The organism is Clostridium pasteurianum DSM 525 = ATCC 6013 (assembly GCF_000807255.1).
Classification (GTDB): domain Bacteria; phylum Bacillota; class Clostridia; order Clostridiales; family Clostridiaceae; genus Clostridium_I; species Clostridium_I pasteurianum.
The window spans coordinates 3728150-3743182 of the sequence record NZ_CP009268.1; the positions used below are offsets into that span (position 1 = coordinate 3728150).

The 15033-nt window shown below is 31.5% G+C and carries 15 protein-coding genes; all 15 read right to left on the reverse strand.

The window, feature by feature from the left end:
• Window positions 1–129 precede the first annotated feature (129 nt).
• Window positions 130–1161 carry a Cfr family 23S rRNA (adenine(2503)-C(8))-methyltransferase gene (locus CLPA_RS16785; protein WP_003445979.1) on the reverse strand — a complete coding sequence of 344 codons (1032 nt, stop codon included), beginning with the start codon at window positions 1159–1161 and terminating at the stop codon, window positions 130–132.
• Window positions 1162–1316: 155 nt separating this feature from the next.
• Window positions 1317–2801 (reverse strand): Lsa family ABC-F type ribosomal protection protein, encoded by a 1485-nt coding sequence (locus CLPA_RS16790; RefSeq protein ID WP_003445978.1) that lies wholly within the window; start codon window positions 2799–2801, stop codon window positions 1317–1319.
• A gap of 1541 nt (window positions 2802–4342) precedes the next feature.
• Window positions 4343–4552 (reverse strand): phage holin, encoded by a 210-nt coding sequence (locus tag CLPA_RS16800; RefSeq protein ID WP_003445977.1) that lies wholly within the window; start codon window positions 4550–4552, stop codon window positions 4343–4345.
• Between the two features lie 15 nt (window positions 4553–4567).
• Window positions 4568–4714 (reverse strand): hypothetical protein, encoded by a 147-nt coding sequence (locus CLPA_RS21400; protein ID WP_162838519.1) that lies wholly within the window; start codon window positions 4712–4714, stop codon window positions 4568–4570.
• 11 nt (window positions 4715–4725) lie between these two features.
• Complete coding sequence (locus CLPA_RS21780; protein ID WP_003445974.1) at window positions 4726–5547, reverse strand: N-acetylmuramoyl-L-alanine amidase; 822 nt, start codon at window positions 5545–5547, stop codon at window positions 4726–4728.
• Window positions 5548–5562: 15 nt separating this feature from the next.
• On the reverse strand, window positions 5563–5787 hold the full coding sequence (locus CLPA_RS16810; RefSeq protein WP_003445973.1) for a hypothetical protein: 225 nt from the start codon (window positions 5785–5787) through the stop codon (window positions 5563–5565).
• Window positions 5788–5809: 22 nt separating this feature from the next.
• Entirely contained in the window at window positions 5810–7684 is a 1875-nt protein-coding gene (locus CLPA_RS16815; protein ID WP_076719123.1) for a phage tail protein, read from the reverse strand.
• A gap of 182 nt (window positions 7685–7866) precedes the next feature.
• Window positions 7867–8244: a hypothetical protein gene (locus CLPA_RS16820; protein WP_003445971.1), complete on the reverse strand. Its 378-nt coding sequence runs from the start codon at window positions 8242–8244 to the stop codon at window positions 7867–7869.
• On the reverse strand, window positions 8223–8639 hold the full coding sequence (locus CLPA_RS16825; protein WP_003445969.1) for a HEPN domain-containing protein: 417 nt from the start codon (window positions 8637–8639) through the stop codon (window positions 8223–8225). Before CLPA_RS16825 ends, CLPA_RS16820 begins: the two co-directional genes overlap by 22 nt.
• A gap of 332 nt (window positions 8640–8971) precedes the next feature.
• Window positions 8972–9268, reverse strand: coding sequence for a hypothetical protein (locus tag CLPA_RS16830; protein WP_003445967.1), 297 nt, complete (start codon window positions 9266–9268; stop codon window positions 8972–8974).
• A 17-nt stretch (window positions 9269–9285) separates the two neighbouring features.
• Window positions 9286–11127, reverse strand: coding sequence for a hypothetical protein (locus tag CLPA_RS16835; protein ID WP_003445965.1), 1842 nt, complete (start codon window positions 11125–11127; stop codon window positions 9286–9288).
• Between the two features lie 58 nt (window positions 11128–11185).
• A complete protein-coding gene (locus CLPA_RS16840; RefSeq protein WP_003445964.1) occupies window positions 11186–11896 on the reverse strand; it encodes a distal tail protein Dit in 711 nt (236 codons plus the stop codon).
• The gene (locus CLPA_RS16845; RefSeq protein WP_003445963.1) at window positions 11897–14461 is read right to left on the reverse strand and encodes a phage tail tape measure protein; all 2565 of its coding nucleotides are present in this window, start codon (window positions 14459–14461) and stop codon (window positions 11897–11899) included.
• Window positions 14462–14482: 21 nt separating this feature from the next.
• Window positions 14483–14611, reverse strand: coding sequence for a hypothetical protein (locus CLPA_RS21940; RefSeq protein ID WP_257786223.1), 129 nt, complete (start codon window positions 14609–14611; stop codon window positions 14483–14485).
• A gap of 71 nt (window positions 14612–14682) precedes the next feature.
• Window positions 14683–15024 carry a hypothetical protein gene (locus CLPA_RS16850; protein ID WP_003445962.1) on the reverse strand — a complete coding sequence of 114 codons (342 nt, stop codon included), beginning with the start codon at window positions 15022–15024 and terminating at the stop codon, window positions 14683–14685.
• Window positions 15025–15033: the final 9 nt, after the last annotated feature.

Consider the following 15033-nt stretch of genomic DNA (forward strand, 5'->3'; position numbering starts at 1 on the left):
ATTATTGGAAGATAGTCTGCGTAAAGTAGATGAACTGAATAAAAAGCTTACATCCGACTTAATTAAGAATTAGCCCCCCTTTTTTTAGTTGAGAGGGCCTATTGTTAGAACGATATTTTTGAACCAACATCATAATTCATTTTCACAATACAATTGTCCGCAAGCAGCACTAATTTCAGAACCAAATTGTGTTCTAACAGTTACACTAATGCCAGCTTCTAATGTACTACAAAATTGTTTGATATCACTTGATGATTGAAATTTAAAGGTTGTTTTGTTCGTAGAATTATAAGGTATCAAACCAAGATGATATAAATGCTCCCATGAACCACGATTTTTTAATAAACCTATAACTGCCTTTGCATGTTCTTTAGAATCATTAATCCTTTCAAGCATAATATACGCAAGAAACACTCTTCGTCCTGTATGAATGATATGTTCATCTAATGTCTTCATTACCTCATGCAATGGAAATCTTTTATTTATAGGCATTAAATCACTTCGTTGACTTTCAAATGGTGAATGAAGCGAAAAAGCGAGATTCACTTGTGGAAATTCTTTGGTCAATCTTTGAATTCCTGGTATAACACCAATTGTTGAAATCGTAATTCTTCGTTGACTTAACCCAAATAAATTTTCATCAGTCAAAATTTTTACTGCACCAAATAACTCCGGATTTGCAAAAGCCTCACCCATTCCCATAAATGAAATACTGTTCAAGCCATGTTCATTGAAATAAAAATAAAGTAATTGATCAGTTATCTCATCAGCAGTAAGATTTCGTTTAAATCCAGCATTTCCAGTTGCACAAAAGCGACATCCAAAACCGCAACCACATTGAAAAGAAATACAAAACGATTCCCACCCCTGTTTATACTGTAATCGAACAGCTTCTATTCTTTCTCCGTCTGTCAATTCGAATAACAATTTTTGAGCTTGCTTAGAACTTTGTGAAAAAACAGGTATTACACTAGATACATTATTCCCAAACTTATTTACTAAAGCTATCCTTAATGCCTTTGGTAATATATGCATATCATCAAAATTATCTATCCTTTGATGAAAAATAGCTTTTGTAAGCTGTATATATCTATAATTTGGTAAATTTAAATTTGATACTATTTGTTTTATTTTTTCATATTTTGTTTTTGTCTGCTTCATGTAGGCTTCCTCCTCGCTATTAATAGTTAGGAAGCAAAGCCATCATAATTGGCGACTTATACTACTCCATACAAATGTCGCCTAAAACATCTGACTTTGCATAGAGCCTATTATGTGTTACTTGTATATTCGTATTAAACATATTAATCCCATTTCTATCCTTTCAATTTTATCGTTTTTGTTGCAACATTCTCACAAAATGCAATATCATGCTCAACAAACAAAATTGTCGGTTGATATTCAATTAACAATTTCTCAATCTGCATACGAGAAATTACATCGATAAAATTCAATGGTTCATCCCAAATATACAAATGTGCCTGTTCACTCAAACTTTTTGCAATCAATACCTTTTTCTTCTGTCCTCCGCTAAAATCCTCGATATTCTTTTCAAACTGCTCTCTTGAAAAATCAAGCTTTCTAAGAATCGATTTAAATAAACTTTCTTCAATACAATGTTTTTCTACATACTCAGATAAGTTACCATGTAAATCTGATGTATCTTGTGAAACATACGAAATGATTAACTGACTATTTTTCCTCACAATTCCATTATGCAAGATGTCTTCTCCATAAATTAATTTCAGTATACTTGATTTTCCACTACCATTCTTTCCTTGAATAGAAATTCTTTCACCCTGCTCTATGGTGAAGCTTACTGCTTCACAGACAATTCTATCATCATATTGAATTGAAACATCTGTAAGTTCCACAAGCTTTTTATCATGGAAAGTAAGCGGTACTATTTTTAAACTTTCGTTAGATTCAATATTTTTAAGAAGCTTTGATTTTTCTTCAATCATGTTCTGTTGTCTAGCTTCTGTATTTTTAGCACGCTTCATCATTTTTGCAGCTTTATGTCCAACATATCCTTTATCTAATTTGCTCCCAGAATTAGTAGTTCCATACTTGCTGCTTTCAACACTATCTGACCATGTAGATGTGCGTTTTGCTGAACTGGAAAGCCGGCTAATATCCTTTTTCAATTTTTCGTTTTCTGCTAGTTCAAAACCATCTTGTAATTCTTTGTTTCTCCACCATGAAGAAAAATTTCCTTTCTGTATTTCAATATTAGTTCTATTAATGGCCAAAATATGGTCAACACAATTATCCAAAAAAGACCTATCATGTGAAATCAGAATAAATCCTTTCTTTCTTTTCAAGTAATTACTTAGTTTTTTTCTAGCTTCAGCATCCAAATGATTTGTAGGCTCATCAATAAGTAAGAAGGAGTTCTCCTTCAAAAACATAGCAGCTAGCAATGCTTTGGTCTGCTCTCCTTTAGATAGTGTATAAAATTGTCTATATAAAGCATCATAATCCATATCTAACAATGATAATTCTTTAATTATTTCCCAATCCATTGAATTTGGACTGATTTCCCTTATGATATCTATGGTAAAATTTCCTTGTTCCTGCACCTCATAAGGAAAATATTCAAAAGTCACATCAGCTGAAATATTTCCATTATATTCGTATTTTCCAAGTAAAAGATTTAAAAAAGTAGTTTTCCCTCTTCCATTTCTTCCCGTAAAGCCCAATTTCCAATCTGTATCAATTTGAAAACTTACATTTTCAAAAATATTATCATAACTACCTTCATAGGCAAAGGTTAGGTTTGTAACATTTATTAAAGACATATTTTTGTCCTCCTCTGTAATTAATAGTATAAATAACAAAGTCGGAACAATAGGCGACTTTGTTATTACTCCATATAAATGTCGCCTTTAGTATCCGGCTCTATATGGAGATTATCATGTGTTAGCAAAGTGTCTTTATTTTTCATAATATTAATTATCCTCCTTATTCGAATTATTTATAAAAAATAAGAGCCGCAAGAAATTATTATTCTTACAGCTCATAGATATACTAGTTAAGCTAATCATTATAGCATAACACAAGAGTATATATTAAGAGAAAAAAGAATAACTTTCTTGCATAAGTACGACCAAATAAACAGAACACATCCGTTTATCTTTTTATCAATTGTACTTTAAAAATTAGCAAGAAAATCAAATCATCTTTTCACCTCAAATTTCAACTTTTTTATATTATACCACTATACGTTGAAAAAAATCAACAACTACTGAGAAAATTGCATATCCGGCGGCATAAATACATGATCTGCCCGGCCGTGACGAGCGGCAAGGCCTGGTTATATAACAGCCTTTGGTGGGCTGTTTCGCCATGAAAATGTATGGCGAAGGTAAGGTTGATTAGCATTGCATGCTATGCTTCATTTAAAATTTTTCATAGTTAGCTTTTTTGTGGTCAATAAGAGCCAACTGTGCTTCAATCTCGTGTTTTTTGGCTGAAAGTATTTCTTCTTGGTTTAAGACGATGTAATATTTGTCTTTCATTTCCATAATTAATTAATATAATAATAAAAACTATATCTATCTATAACTTTTGTGGAAAAAACCTTAAAAAGCGTTGATATAAGCGAGTTTAAATCTCTGTAAACTCGCTTATATCAACGTTTTGGCAGGGGCAGTAGGATTTGAACCCACAACCAATGGTTTTGGAGACCACTACTCTACCGTTGAGCCATACCCAACCGTTTATATAACTACATTGAAGCCTATTTTTCGTTCTAATACTTCAATGGTTCACTCACTCTTTATTAAGTTCTATTATACACTCAAATCTATTTATATTTCAAGTCCTAATTCTTTACTTTTTACAATATTTAATTTAGATATTTTTCTGTTTATATCTTAAATACTCTAAAAAATAAAGGTAGTATAAAATTTCTACCACCTACGAAAAAATAGGGCATCAACAATAATTCCCAAAACATTAAAATAAAACCTAGAAATACTGCTTAAGCCAATGTATAATTGTTATATAGATTAATACGGAATTGTGTAACACCAAAATTTTAAAATGGGGGATGTTATTATGGGAAAAAATCTTACTCGAGCTTTACATTTTATTGCAGGAATCTTATTTATAATTATATCCATATTAAACTTCACCGATAACAAAATTCTGCCAGGAGTTACTTACATTTGTTTGGCTATAACATTTATATCGCTGGGGTTTAGTTGCAAGAAAAGCGATAAATAGTCATAATTGAATACTATGTTGTATTCTTCTAAAAAGACGTAACAAGTAAACAGAGAAAATAGGGAATCACATTTCTGTAATACCCCTAAAAATTTCTACATTAATATATATATTATTTTACTACTGTATTTGTATCTTCCACCTGTGGTGCATTAAGTATGCCCATTAACACTAATAACTGTAATACAGCATTAATTATTTCATTATACTGTGCGTCTACAACTCCAACACCTGTACTATGTAATAAGTATAATACAAATGCTGCTATAGCCACCCAAAAAGTTTTAGACTTAAGATTTTTAATTAATATTTGTTTATTCATTTTCATTACCACCCTTTATTTATTATTTCTATATAACTCACACTCTAATTCTTTTTCTGCCAATGCTCTTTGTGTTTCTATAACCATGCTTATATATTTTTGCTTTTTTAAATATAGAATTACATTAAAAAAGATAGAAACACCTAAAATTATTTCTATCATAATATCATCTCCTAAGCTTTAAACCATCCATGGCGCAAATCATTAAGCAATGTATCAATTGTTTGATTACCTACAATTCCGTCTGCTGAAATGCCCATTATTTTCTGATATCTAACTACTGCATTATAAGTACCTTGTCCAAAATCCCCATCAATGGAGATTCCCCCTATTAACACACTTAAAATACTCTGCAATAACCTAACTCGAGGGCTATTTTCTCCCATCCTTATTGGATTCATACTAACACTCCCTTGTATATTATTTATATTTATTTGTTGTGGGGCAAATGCACCATTGTCGAGTGGTTTATAATTACCACCAATAACATTCAATACACCTTTTGCAATTGCATTGCCTAAAGTTACTGGATTATATATTTTACAATCTTCAGCATTATCGCAGAAGAATGGTTCTATAAGTATTGCAGTCATATTAGTATGCTTTGTAACATATAAACTAGGTCTATTTACCCCACGTCTTGTAAATCCTAACTTACATATTTCAGTTAATACAGATTCACCATATCTTGCTCCTGCATCACTTGCTATTTCAACTTCAGCTCCATGAACACTTCCATCAAAAGCATTAATATGAAAACATAAATGTAATTGACTGCCACTTGCATTTGCCTTATTAACTCTATAAGCTAATGATTCATTTAATGATATACCCGATTGAATTGGTGTACAATTTATACATTTATGTCCTGCTTGTTCTAAAACTTGAATTGCTACTGGTGCATATCTTCTAATTTCAGCATATTCGTATACAATGCCATTTGCTGAAGTATCAGCACCATTTGCCATATGCCCAAAATCATATGAAATTATCATTTAAAACACATCTCCCTATTTAAAAAATAAAATTTTTACTAATATACCTGCCATCCCTACAAGCACTGCATATAATAATTTACTATTTTGCTGTATTAAACCATCAATCTTCTCACACAACTGACTTATATTATCATCATGCTTAACATCAGATTTTTCGAGATTATTTATTTTTGTGTCGTGTTCTTTTATCTTATCGTCATGTTCTAATATTTTTGTTTCAATAACTTCATTATTCATATCACACCTCCTATAAGTAATATCATTTAGTTTGTATAAATGCTTGAATATCAACAATTCCTGATACTCTCCCTCTTTGACTACTTGTAATCTCTAAAGTATAAGTTTGTCCAGCTTCACCTATATATTGAGATATTTCTATATCTAAACTTGAACCATCTGTAAGATTTATACCAGGAATAACAGTATTATTTATTTTTACTTGCACCTCTGCTGGATAAGTATCTTCAAAGATTCCATACTGAATTTCATGGGTGTGGTCTGGAATACTAATAGAATGTGTATGATCCATACCATGACTATGAGCAGGAATACTTACATCATGCGTATGTGCTGGTATAGTTACACTGTGAGTATGTGATGGAGTAGTAACACTATGGCTATGAGTGCCACTTGATCCCATAGTATATAAATTCTTTCCTGCTGCACTACTTGCTGCATCTACATTAAAATCTATCCCATTACCATCTGAATCTGAACAAGTTAAAACACTATGAGATACTGGACTAATGCTCATATCCGATGTAGCATAAAACATAACATGTTTATGATCTCCACCTGCTGCACTTGTTTGAGTACTTTGCCCTGCTGAACTTGATGTTTGAGTACTGCTACCTCCTGAACTTGATGTCTGTGTGCTTTGTCCTCCGCTATCACTTGTAGTTTTTGATGATGACCCAGTAGTAGTTGTAGTCCCACCTCCACCAGCCATACCCTTTTCATAAGCTCTAAACTTCTGACTTTCTATAAATAATCTAACCCTATTCACATATAAAATATCTGGAGACAACCAAATAGGAATTTTAATACTATGCGATTCATCCATATTTCCATTAAAAGGTATAGAATTTAAAAATGTATTTCCTTGTGGTGCGTTTTGCAAACTAGCAGTTCTCTGTTTTAACTCTGTTATTTGGTCACTCATGCTATTTTTTCTAGTATCTAAAGTTAATTTAGGATTCTGCGAACTTAATAAATCAGTTTCTTTTTCAATTACTCTAGCATTAACATTGAAATCCATAACACTATTTATTATGTTTGCTGTATCTCCAAGGTTTAATTGTTGGTCAATCCCTAGTGTAGATAAATCTAACATATCACATTTTACCGTTACCTTTTCTTGGCAATTTTGGTCTAATAAATTTTGTCCCCATATCTTTAATGTATTTGCATTTTGTATATCCTTGTTTGTTTCTTGTCCTTCTATAGTTCCGTACTTACTTATTGCTGTAGTATTTTCTAAATAATCTAATCCACCATTAACACTTTTTATAGTTAACTGGTTGATTCCTTCACCGTAGCCAAGTGGAATTAGTGTAGTTATTAAATCATTGGGGTCATAATCCTTTACTAATCTTTTTTGATTATATCCTAGTCTAATCTGAACACCATTGTTATTTCCTATTTGTTGAAGATAATCTAAATATAATACTCCTGCTGTTTCTCTAACCTGTAAATCTCCACCAAGAATATTATGAAGCTTTGTTATGATTGCATTTAAGGTAGTTTCGTAATTAGTATCAATAGTGATGCTTTGCGTTATTTCCACAGTGCCTAGCTGTATTTTTCTGATATCATCTACTTTACTATTATGCTTAGTTAACAAATCAGTTAAAATTTGACTAGGAGTTTGATCTTGATAATGGTATCTTCTAGTCCTTGTGTCATTTAAGTATGACATAGCACTTTCACATTCTACATCCTTGATAAACTTCCCATCAGTTTCCATACTGTCTGTGATTGGTATTACTCTACCGCTAAATACAACTGAATTATCTCTAGTATCTATAACCTTAACCTTTGTTGACAGTCCAAACACTTTATTATATCCTTCATTCATTTTTGGTATAGAAAAAGAGAAGTTATCGGGTAATGACAACTTCTCTTGCAAATTCATTTTAAGTAAATGTGGTGCTTCTTTATTAGCAGTAGGATAATGAATAATTGTTTCTATGTTGTTATTTATTAAACTTACTTTGTACGTAATATCACCTTCTTTCTAATTTTGAGCATGAAAAAAGAGCCTTGAATTTCTCCAAAACTCTTTATTTAATAACTATTAATATTTATTATTACTAATTAATCCTTGTGAGATTCTAATAATATTGCATCTTCTATATAAACATTAAAAAAAGTACACTTTTCTATACTTACTATACTATTAGTTACATTCATAATCCCATAAATTGCAGACATACTAGAATCCATTGTATTTACTAAATTGATTCTTGATATAATAGAAAAAGCATCTTTAGACAAATTTTTATAAAAATATTCAGCTACAAGTTTTGTACCATCATAAGGTGTTAATAAATCCAAGAAATAAGAAGCTAGAAGAAAGGTGTATGTATCGTGATCTAAATCTTTAACCAACATAGCCATATTTATTTTGCACTCATCTTCAATAAAAGAAGTAAGAACTTTTCTGATTTCTTCTACCAATGCTTTCTTATCCATGGATGAACACCTCCTATTTGGTCATCTAAAGCTTTAATATATTCTTTTGACTCTTTTTCATCACTGCTACCAATTGGTCTATATCTAAAATTTACAGACCATTTACTTAATAAAGACCATGATACAAAAAAATCAATATTATTTGACTTTTCTAGCTCTAAATCATTTCTTAAATTTGCAAGATCAATCAATTTTTCTGGTTCATGTATTTTATACCTACCATACTCTGGATACATATCCTTTTTTATATTTTTACAAATTGAAGCTTTCAAACCATACTCTACTACAAGACCTGATTGTTCAACAACAGAATCATAGAATCTTGCATCATATAATTTTTTAAGTTCTTCTAATTTTCGATCAGATAATTTTTGTAATTCTTTCTTTTTTACCATATTTCTACCCCCTATATATGTGATTTTACAATATATAGAGAATAATGTAAAACTTAATATTTTAATATTTTTTTATCTAATTTCAGGCTAATGTAATTAATCGTCTTAATAATAAATTTATTGTTTGTATATTTATATAAACTTTTTACGAAAAGATTTAATTTAACCATTTATATTACCTCCAATATTTTTATTAAAAGTCTATGTTATAGTATATGAAGTTATACTGTAATCCGACTTAAAATATAAAAAGGACTTAGAAATCAATCTAAATCCTTTGAATTTTGATATTTAATTAGTTCGTCATAGTATCCTATATTGTGAATTATATATTATGCAGGCTGTCCCTCCTCTAAAACATTTATAGCACTTGCAAAAATATCTAAAGTTTTCAAAAATATATATGCTTGTTTCCTATAGTTTTGAGCTGTGTCACTCACATCAGGTTTAAATGTATAAACAGCTGAAAAAATAGGTACATTATTATTTATCTTATTCTCTTTAGTATAGTAAATAGCTAATTGTACAGATAAACTCTCCCTATTCATTTCACATAAACTTTGTATATAAATATAAGCGTTTTGAGCAACTACACCACTATTGGCAGTATACTGCATTTGTAAAGCCATTTATAAATCAACTCCTCTTAATATAAATAATGGTTTATTTCATTCGAGTCTTTAAATACTAACTTTCCTGTATCGGCTGAAATATATAAAGTATTAGGTTCTACAGGGCTTAGAGCATCGCTTACAACTGGAAGAGACACTCCGCGCACCTCAGTTAAATCAACAGGTTTCCCAGAATTTGATGTTATTTTGGGTCTACCCTCTGTTATTAATGTGAATTCTGCCAATCCATTAATAAGTGCCCAAGAATTTTCAACCCATGTTGTATTTATTGTTCTTAATCCACTTTTATTTGTACGTTCATCCCATATGTTCGTTGGGTTTCCTATACTATCATTTAAGTGTATGGTATTGTATTGTACATCTTTTCCCATTTCAGAACCTATATAAAGATGTGCTCCTCCGGTATTTACATGTGCTAATGTTGTTCCTATTAAACGAGCACAATCACCACTTTTTAATCTTACTAAAATTCCTGGAGTTCCTGATGTTACAGCTCCATTTTTAGTATATCCTTTTATTTCTCCACCAAAAATTTTAACAGATGTTATATCTCCACTTACATTATGCCATTTTTCTACTCGGAGTAATTCACCTTTACCACCATATATAAATGGAGATATTAAATCTACAGATCTTACATTCCCAATATGAACGACCTGCCTTGGAGAAAAATCTACCATATCCGTGTTATCAATAGTTTGCTCCACGTGTAACATGTTAAATGTAATAAATTCAGCTACTGCTTCATCTCCCGCCCCAACTGCAACTGCTAAAGCAGTCCCCCTGCTTCTTTCTATAGTTAAAAAATCAAAAAGAACTGTATTACTTATATGCTCAGCTGATTGTTCAACTATTTTGCCTCCAAGCCTCACAGCTGGGAAATGCGTAGCGTCTGTTCCACCATCATAACCGCACCGATCTGCATGGCATGTTCCAATTCTAGCATTAGATAGATTGCTAAAATCGTATGCACATCCCTTATTGTCAATTACACGTACATTATCCATTTTAAGCTCAAAACCTCTATCGATTATAACTGCATTTGCAATCTGTTCATTCCCTTGGAAGGTAATATTTGCAAGTGTTAACCCTTGCCCTAGTGCATAAAACATTGTCGCATTTGTACCTGTTTTACGTTTTATTTTAACTATATTTTTTTGATTGAATAAAGATCCTTTACCACAGTTACCGATTATAGTAACAGGACTCTGACTGTCTGGATATTGGGCAGTCCAAGTCTTGTTAATTACATACCCTCCAAATGTATAAGGGACTATTAATTGCCCACCATTTATCCTTACGTAATCCGTGGCAGCTTGTAATGCACACCAATCTAATTCATCACTTAAATCTGTGGCACATGGGAATATTAACTGTGCTTCTTCTAAGGTGTTAAATCTTTCACTCAATAAATGGCTATTTCCATCAGCTGGAGCCAAATATGGAGGCTGACGCACATTTATTCCCCTCTCATTCATCCAATCTCTTAAATTAATTAACCCATCTGCTACATTGGGGTTCTCTTTTATCCAGTCAATTATATCAGTATTTCCTATTTTAATCGTATTATCTGCCAAAGTCGAATCAATTCCATCGAATCTTTCACCCAAATTATTAAAATTTTCTTGAGTAATATTACTATGATGAGAATCTACTATCTCTTGATCTTTTCCTTCTATCTGGCCAGATAATATATTGTCAATTCTATTATTGTTATTATCTGCAGTACTTTTAGCTTCATTAGCTGTATTCACTGCATCATCTGCTACACTTTTGTTTTCTTCTATTCCATCCGCAATAAGTTCTCGCATATCTTTAGCATTTGGTTCTACCCTTATTTGATCTGCATAACTCATTTATGCACTTCCTTTCCTATTTTTTTACATAAAAATAAGAGTAGAAATTAATCTACTCTTAAAGAACTTCTTTTCTAAATTCAAAACTTATATTGCCTGTTCCAGTTATTTGTATATTGTTTTCTCCTGGTAATAACTTAAATTGCCAATCTATATTTTTAGTAGTTGTAAAATTAGCAGTGTAGCTATTTAAGGTACAACTCATATTTGAATTACAAACAACTTTAGGAATAATAGAATGATTGGAAGGATTATATAGAGTCACTGTTTGACTACCAGAAATAGTAAACAAAGTGTTTTGGATGTAATCTGGTAATTCAAAATCTATATTGTCCCAAAGTAAATCTCCTGCAAGATCAGCACCATATTTAAAAGGCTCACAAATAAAATTAACTTCTAATTTTCCTGCTCTTTGTAAAACTTCCTCAAAACTTGGAGCATTTTCTACTTCAGCAAGGAAATAATATCCTTGCATAAAGTTAAATATCAATTTCTGCTGACCAGTTCCTAATAGCCACTCCAAAACTTTACTATATTTTAAATACAAAGAGAGTTTATCTCTTGTTACCAAATTAAACCTTATTTTTATTTCTCTTTCGTTATATACTGCTTCTCCTCCAGTACCTATCGTAGAAAAATCATAACTACCATTCATAAATGGAACAGAATCCTTTATCTTTTTCTTAGAAGGTGGCTGGATATCTATACTTTCTATCGTAATTCCAAAATCTACATAACTATTTTTATTATTAAATGTTATCTGTGTCATTTATATACCAACCCCCCTCATTTTTCTTTTGTTCTTTTTTCCTTGTAATTCGTCTAAATCGTCAAATATGTACTCCGCAAATACTTTTCCGTTAGGCATAACCATTTGAAATATTATAGGTGTTTTACTACTTGAACTATCATTACTATTACTTATTTTACTATTAAGTTTATTAGCAAGTTCATCAATCCATCCTGTGTTGCGTTCTAATGGCATTACTGCTTCTTTTCCTGCTTCACCAACACCAATTATAGAAGGACTATTGAAAATACCACCTTTAGCATACCAATCGATACCAATTTTAGGCAATCCACCTTTAACCCAATCAATAGGATTAAGTGATCCACTAGCAGTAAAGTGTGGCAATGGAATATGAGGTATCTTAAAATCAAAAATTCCACCTAAGAAAGATTTAATTTTACTTCCAATTTCATGTATGGTATTCCAGAAACCATTCCATTTATCTACAATTCCATTAACTACCCATTCAGCAGTATTCTTCACACCATTAAAAGCACCATTAACTATATTTCTAAACGTTTCGGATTTATTATAAGCAATTACTAATCCTGCTGCTAATGCTGCTAAACTAACAATGACAATCGTAATAGGATTTAAACTCATGACAAAATTAAGTGCAGTTTGTGCTATTGTCATTGCTCCAGTAGCTATAGTAGTAGCCACTAACTGTATTTTAGTTGCCAACCATGCAAGACCTTGTTTCCCTAGTTCTAAAGTATTTTTTGCTAACTCTATAGTTGCAGTACCTATACTAGATGCAACATTTCCAAAGACAGTTGCCCCATTTTTTGCACCCTCTATAACCTTAGCAAATCCACCAGATAAAAACTCTCCTGCTATTTTCATATTGTCCATAGCCATTTTTGCTCCAGTTATTGCATTAGCAAATCCATTTATAGTTGTTGCTATTTGATTTATTATTACAAGTCCACCGATAGCAGGTACTAATATATCTAAAGCAATTTTAAATTGGCTACTGTGGTCTTTTACAAAATTAAATGCATTTCCCATAAGTGTAAATCCATTTTGAATAATAGGTAATATTACAGCCATAGTATTACTTACGTCCTGTTTTATTTCTGGCATATGTTGTTGAAACCAGTTAGAAAAATCCGATAGTTTAGGTAGTACTTCATTGCTTAAAGGCAATAAAATACCAGTTTGTAAATTACGTTTTATACCTTCAAAAGCACTTCCAAGGTCATTATATTTTACCTTATTCATTTCTCCCAAAGCATTTTTAGAAGTAGATATAGAGCCATTAAGATTAGTTAATGCCACAATACCACTTTTCTGTAAATCTTCCCATTGTGTACCCCAAAGTTGTACTCCTAATTGATTCTGCTGCAATGGGTCTTTTAAATTTAGTAATTTAGAATTCACTTCTTGAAAGGCCTGTTTTGCAGTATCTCCACCTTTAGCAAATTTCTCCATAGTCTTTTGTGCATTAAGTCCTAATGCTTGAAAAGCCTGTTGAGTGCCTGTACTTCCATCTTTTGTACGTATAGAGAATTCTTTAACTGCATCCCCCATTTTATCAATGCTAAAACCACCTGCTTTAGCACCATTTTGAAGCATATTGAACATATCTTGAGCATTAAGACCTAGAGATTTAAACTCTACTGGATATTCATTCATTGTATCTAATAGATCTCCATTTTTATCGAGTCCACTTTGTGCTCCCTGTGCAATAAGGTTATAAGCATCTTGTGCACTTATACCAAAGTTTTGTACTAAAGCATTAGCACTCCTAAAACTTTCATTAACCTCATAACCGAAGGTATCTCTTAGCAATAATGCATTTTCAGTAAGCCCCTTAACCTCATTAGAATTACCTCTCCACTGTTTCTGTATTACTCCTAAAGCCTGTCCTATATCATCAAAACTTTCTCCAAAATTGTCATTATAGATATCAGTCATGGTTTGTTTCATACCATTAAGGCTTTGAGTTGACATTCCTGTGCTAGCTTGAAGCTGATTCATAGCTTTTTGTGCATCAGAACCGAATGTTAATACACTTACAGAGCCTTCTTTAAATTTATCCCAGATATCTCTACCTATAGCCATGCCAATACCGTTTTTAATACTCTGACCTATGCCTTTAGTAGCATTAGATATTTTTTCAGAAAACTTACTCCAAATATTAGAATTTTCATTTACCTCTTTTTTACTTTTTTCAAGTGCTTCATTGACTTTATTTAAACTGCCCTCAGTTTTTGAATAAGAAGCTATAGCATTATTAAGTTTTTGTGCTAAAGTTTGAGTTGAATCACTAAACTGTCCTGTTTCACTCTTAGATTGCTCATAAGCCTTTTTTAATGCATCAATTTTAGCCTTCTGTAATTCCATACTCTTAGATAAGTATTCAGCTTTTGCCTTTAGCTGGTCTGTATTACTGCCAAAATTCTTAAGATTGGCAGATGTAGCATTAAATTCACTTTTTAAAACACTCATAGACTTATTAAGTCCAGCAACCCCCTGAGTGAATAAATTATCATCTAATCCAACTTTGACCGTAAGCCCTTGTATACTCTCTTCTGCCATTAACTACTACACCTACCTTTCTTAAAATAAAACATTATCTATATAATCCATTTCACTATCTTTATCCTTAATGCCGTTTACTTCTTTATAAGTCTTAAATAAAGCATCAAGCTTTTTAGGAGTACATTTCCAAAACTGTTCTTCTGTCATTTTTAAAAGAATAGTTCCACAATAAAAGAGCCAAGACCAATCCCATTCATTACTAGAATTACCCTCGGCTTCTATTCCCCCACATTTCCAGTAGTTACTTCTGGCATATCATTATTAAGTGCTATACCAGCCTTCTCTACAAATTTATTTATAAAATCCATATCTAACATTTTACCAACATCTTTCAATGTTATTTCTTCATCTTCTACTTTTATTAAACTATATACTAATGCCCTTATAGCTTTTATTTTTACCTTTTCTAAATCCTCGAAAGCCTTTGATACATCACCATATATATCTTCTAATTCAGAAAGTACATTGAAATCAAAAACTATTGGATAGGTTTTTCCACCTACCTCAATAGTCTGCATATCGTTTTTTATTGTTTTTAATTCTTTTCCTTTAACTCCCATTTAAATACC

What these genes read in the sequence shown, in the direction of transcription:
- CLPA_RS16785 (WP_003445979.1), bottom strand. Translation starts at nt 1,161, where the DNA reads ATGAAGCAGACAAAAACAAAATATGAAAAAATAAAACAAATAGTATCA.
- CLPA_RS16790 (WP_003445978.1), bottom strand. Translation starts at nt 2,801, where the DNA reads ATGTCTTTAATAAATGTTACAAACCTAACCTTTGCCTATGAAGGTAGT.
- CLPA_RS16800 (WP_003445977.1), bottom strand. Translation starts at nt 4,552, where the DNA reads ATGAATAAACAAATATTAATTAAAAATCTTAAGTCTAAAACTTTTTGG.
- CLPA_RS21400 (WP_162838519.1), bottom strand. Translation starts at nt 4,714, where the DNA reads ATGATAGAAATAATTTTAGGTGTTTCTATCTTTTTTAATGTAATTCTA.
- CLPA_RS21780 (WP_003445974.1), bottom strand. Translation starts at nt 5,547, where the DNA reads ATGATAATTTCATATGATTTTGGGCATATGGCAAATGGTGCTGATACT.
- CLPA_RS16810 (WP_003445973.1), bottom strand. Translation starts at nt 5,787, where the DNA reads ATGAATAATGAAGTTATTGAAACAAAAATATTAGAACATGACGATAAG.
- CLPA_RS16815 (WP_076719123.1), bottom strand. Translation starts at nt 7,684, where the DNA reads ATGAATTTGCAAGAGAAGTTGTCATTACCCGATAACTTCTCTTTTTCT.
- CLPA_RS16820 (WP_003445971.1), bottom strand. Translation starts at nt 8,244, where the DNA reads ATGGATAAGAAAGCATTGGTAGAAGAAATCAGAAAAGTTCTTACTTCT.
- CLPA_RS16825 (WP_003445969.1), bottom strand. Translation starts at nt 8,639, where the DNA reads ATGGTAAAAAAGAAAGAATTACAAAAATTATCTGATCGAAAATTAGAA.
- CLPA_RS16830 (WP_003445967.1), bottom strand. Translation starts at nt 9,268, where the DNA reads ATGGCTTTACAAATGCAGTATACTGCCAATAGTGGTGTAGTTGCTCAA.
- CLPA_RS16835 (WP_003445965.1), bottom strand. Translation starts at nt 11,127, where the DNA reads ATGAGTTATGCAGATCAAATAAGGGTAGAACCAAATGCTAAAGATATG.
- CLPA_RS16840 (WP_003445964.1), bottom strand. Translation starts at nt 11,896, where the DNA reads ATGACACAGATAACATTTAATAATAAAAATAGTTATGTAGATTTTGGA.
- CLPA_RS16845 (WP_003445963.1), bottom strand. Translation starts at nt 14,461, where the DNA reads ATGGCAGAAGAGAGTATACAAGGGCTTACGGTCAAAGTTGGATTAGAT.
- CLPA_RS21940 (WP_257786223.1), bottom strand. Translation starts at nt 14,611, where the DNA reads ATGACAGAAGAACAGTTTTGGAAATGTACTCCTAAAAAGCTTGATGCT.
- CLPA_RS16850 (WP_003445962.1), bottom strand. Translation starts at nt 15,024, where the DNA reads ATGGGAGTTAAAGGAAAAGAATTAAAAACAATAAAAAACGATATGCAG.